General features: G+C 63.9%; 3 protein-coding genes. All 3 read right to left on the reverse strand.

The window, feature by feature from the left end; translation table 11 throughout:
• Positions 1–45: 45 nt before the first annotated feature.
• Genes ACXMYJ_RS28705 through ACXMYJ_RS28715 form a run of 3 tightly spaced genes read right to left on the reverse strand, consistent with a single transcriptional unit; the run spans position 46 to position 3,810 of the window.
• A complete protein-coding gene (locus ACXMYJ_RS28705; protein WP_460359496.1) occupies positions 46–456 on the reverse strand; it encodes a DUF6262 family protein in 411 nt (136 codons plus the stop codon).
• A complete protein-coding gene (locus ACXMYJ_RS28710; protein ID WP_460359497.1) occupies positions 446–2,662 on the reverse strand; it encodes a tyrosine-type recombinase/integrase in 2,217 nt (738 codons plus the stop codon). The genes ACXMYJ_RS28705 and ACXMYJ_RS28710 overlap by 11 nt, the downstream gene beginning before the upstream one ends.
• Positions 2,662–3,810, reverse strand: a complete 1,149-nt coding sequence (locus tag ACXMYJ_RS28715) for a tyrosine-type recombinase/integrase (protein WP_460359498.1) — start codon at positions 3,808–3,810, stop codon at positions 2,662–2,664. Before ACXMYJ_RS28715 ends, ACXMYJ_RS28710 begins: the two co-directional genes overlap by 1 nt.
• Positions 3,811–3,882 lie beyond the last annotated feature (72 nt).

The following is a 3,882-nucleotide window of genomic DNA, read 5'->3' on the forward strand; positions in this document are numbered from 1 at the left end:
GTTATCTTCGGCCGGGTGTCTGGGGCGGTGCGTTCATCAGGGCGTTCACGTTGTGGACGTTGTCTTTGTGGCAGTAAGTCGGGCGGTGCGGAGTTGACCGTGCAGCTGGGCGACTTGATCGCGTAGTCGACGGTTTTCTTCGTCGAGTTCGTGGTTGCGTTGGTGGGCGAGGCGGAGTCGATTGCGCAGGGATGCCTCGCTTGCCGGTTGTTGTTTGGGGTGGGTAGTCACCGGCGCGTATTCGCGTAGTGCTCCGATCCTGCGGATTTCGTCCGTGATGTCGGTCTGTGTGTAGAGCCACGAGCGGGACACGCCGGCGTGTTCGGCGACCGTGGTGAAGCTGATCGGGCACCCCGTTTGGTGGAGGTCGTGCAAGGCAGCCAGGGCTTTGGCGCGAGTGGTTTCGTGACGTCTCTTGGCCGCCGTGATGAGGTGAATACTGTTGTCAGCGCGCATCTTCTGCGGTGTCCTGGTGGTCGGTTTCGAGTGTGGTGATGATGGTGTCGAGGTTGGTCAGCACGGTGCGGTTGGCCTCGGCCAAGCGTTGTTGGCCGCGTGCTTCGGCGGCGGTGATCAATTGAAGGGTCTGCTGGCGTTGAGCGTGGTGTTGAGGCAGGAACTCTGGTGTCGTGATGAAGACGGGGCAGGTCAGACACGCGTTGGCGTGAGGGCAGGACTTCTGCAGCGGAAGGCCGCAATAGCCGTTGGGTAGCGCCATTTTCGCGCGGGCGAGGTTGTGGTTCATCCATTCGGCGTCGCCGATCAGTCCGTCGCCGCTGGTGTCGACGGGCTGGCCGTGGATGTCGATCTTTCGGGCTCGTTCCCACTGGGTGCGGATGGTGGTGTCGGCGAGGCGGGCGTAGCGGGCAGTCATGGTGTGGCTGGTGTGGTCGAGCAGTCTGCGCACGACTTCTTGGGAGACGTCGTTGTTGATCAGTCGGGTGGCGTAGGTGTGGCGGAACTGGTGAGGGGTGACTTTGGCCGGGCGGCCCAACTCGTCGACGATGGCAACATCGGTCAGCCATCCCTTGAGGTGCATGTCAAAGGTATTGGGCCCCATGGGGTGACGACCATGAGGGTTGGCGTGTGAGCGTGGGATCAGCACTGCTGTTTCGGGGAATGTTGCAGTCGTGCGGCGTTGTTGGTCAGCGATCTTGGCGGCGAGCTGTTCATCGATGGGCACCATCGCTTCGCGGCGCATCTTATGGTTGCGGTAGCGCAGGTAGGTCGCTCCGGCGGGGTCGTGGACGAGGCAGTCGATGCTGAGGTGAGTGGCGTCTCCGATGCGCAGCCCGGCACCGTTGAGGATTTCGACAAGTAGCCGGATGCGGGGGTCGTTGATGCGGGCCAGGTTGGCTGGGTCTTCGAGCTGGTTCATGACGAACTCCGGGATTGCTCGGGACAACGTGGCTTGCTCGGGGCGGGGGCGATCGTCGGGATAGAGCTCGGCGTCGACGGGCAGCGCCGCCCACCGGTGCTGGCGAACGGTTCGCAGGAACCCGCTGACCGTGCCGATATCACCGCGGCGTGTCTTGGGGCGGGCAACCTCCGCTGCCAATGCGGCCAGGTAGCCCTCCAGGCCCTGGCGGCTCAACCCGGCGGGCCCCGCCGAACCGGCAAGCCCTGGTGTCAACCGCGACAGCCTGATCAGTGCAATGAGGTCTCGGCGGACCTGAGTGAGTCCGATCCCGCATGACAGCCGCCACCGGCACCACCGTTTGACCAGTTCTCGCAGCCACGAGGGCTGTACTGAAGTGAAGTCGAGTTGGGCGCCATGACCGGCCCCGGGGATCGATAGTCGCCGCAGCAGCCAGACATCGCGGTCGTATTCGGCCTCCCAGCCGCCACCGTCGCGAAGGTCCAGTAAGCAGTCGATAGCGAACCCCAGGAAGGCCCGTGCGGTGCTGGTGGCTGCCGGGGGCAGCGCACCGAGCCAGGCGTCCAATGGCAGGTCCAACAGCGACACGTCCCCGGCCGTAGCGAGGTGATCGAGCAGTGGTTTGACCGCCCGGGGAACGGTGCGGGCGCGTTGGGCATCCACCCGGCATTGCACCGCGTATTGGATCTCCAGACGGAGCTGCGGTGCGAGCCTTCGAAAGTCGAAGCGGTCTTCCCCGTAGGTGGCACAGTAGGCGATGAAGGCCTCCGGTGCGGGGTATCCCCGCATCCGCCACCGGGTGTGGTGGCCGCGGCACCAACCGGAATCGAGTTCAGTCCACAACCAGCACCCGGTCACCCCGCATACCGCGGCAGTGGTCACCACCGGCGGTGACCACTGCGTCCGGTCGGGACGCCCGCCAGCATCCCATTGCCGGGAATGTCTATAGCACAACCGATATCGGTGTTGGCCGAATCGACAGCCGGTCACCTCGCACGCGTGCAGCGGTCTGTGACCGGTCACCTGCGGATCCGCTGTGGCGGCCCACTGGGTCAGTTCGGGCCGGCCGTCTTTCTTCCATCGGTGCCAGTGAGCCTGGCACACGCGGTCGTAACAGCTTGATCGCACACACCCGGCAACGATGCACGCCGGAGTGCCCAGGATCGGATCCCCTACCGCGGGGACCAGCACCTCGACCTGGAACTCCGGCCGCACCGCGGCGGCCAATCTCTGGGCGAACCCGCTCACACCGACGGTCGCCGAATGTGCCGCCAATGTGCTCATCACCGTGCACCGTCCTGGCCGAGAACTCCCGCGGCGACCAACGCCCGGCGGGTGTCCTCCACGTTCAGGTGGGAGTAGGTGTCACCGGTTGTACTGATCGAGGCGTGCCCCAGCAACTTACTCACCACCTCCACCGCGACCCCACGGCGCAGCAGATCCGTTGCGTAAGTGTGGCGAAACATGTGCGGAGAAAACAAAATTCCTGACCGAGCACGAAGACGTAGGACCAGATCGTAGACGCTGCGGTAGCTCATCGGGACCCCCACCGGATCAGCCCACAGATTCACAAACACGTAATCGCTATCCAAGTCGCCGTACTCAGCATGCAGATAATCGCAGTACAAGCGGATCAGCCGGCCCGGCACAGGAACCTGACGCGATCCGGACTTCGCCCGCGCACCGTTAGCGTTGGTGCGGCCCACCACCGCCACCACGCACGACGCGGCATCAATGTCCTCGTGACGCAAGCCCAGGGCCTCACCAATGCGCAGCCCCGTCTCAGCCAGCACGGTGAACAACAACCGGTCCCGCAACCGCTGGCACGACTCCAATACCGCTGCGACCTGCTGCTCATCCAAAGTCGACGGCAGCTGTTTGTCGGCACGCAACCGGATCCGTCGTGTCCTTTCCGGTCGAGAACCCAAGTGGGCCAACAAAGGCCGCCACGAACCGCCACCGGATCCCCGTCGCTGCCACGTCACCAGCAGATCACCCAGGTTCACACCGTGTCGCTGGTGAAACTCGTAGAATGCCGAGACCCCAGACAGTTTCCGGTTCACCGTCGCCTCCGAGCACCCCGCCGACACCGCACCCGGCAGGGCCACCACATTGGTGGCGTTCCTCGACTCCGGCGCCAACCTCAGCCAGGCGACGAACCGGCCCACATCCTCCAGATGCACGCTCGACCACACCAGCCCTGACCGCGCGCAAAAGGTGAACCAGTCCCGAAGATCATGGGCATAGGCGCGAACAGTGTTCGGCGACCGCTCCACTGCATGCAGGTGAGCCAAGAATTCCTCTACAGGCTCCACCATGGATGCATCGGCACCCACCACAGTCCACGACTCCGGGTGGCCGAACGGCATCACCACTCGCTGAACCAGATACCCAGACACGGGCGTCATGAACACTAAAGATAACCATTCCATGACGAAATGCACTGACCCACAGAGGGTGTGTCGCCTACATCAAAGACAAGCCCTCAAGGGGCCGTAGATAAC

The organism is Mycobacterium sp. ZZG (genome assembly GCF_054786995.1).

Coding starts and splice junctions, on each gene's coding strand:
- ACXMYJ_RS28705 (WP_460359496.1), bottom strand. CDS start 456: ATGCGCGCTGACAACAGTATTCACCTCATCACGGCGGCCAAGAGACGT.
- ACXMYJ_RS28715 (WP_460359498.1), bottom strand. CDS start 3,810: ATGGAATGGTTATCTTTAGTGTTCATGACGCCCGTGTCTGGGTATCTG.
- ACXMYJ_RS28710 (WP_460359497.1), bottom strand. CDS start 2,662: ATGAGCACATTGGCGGCACATTCGGCGACCGTCGGTGTGAGCGGGTTC.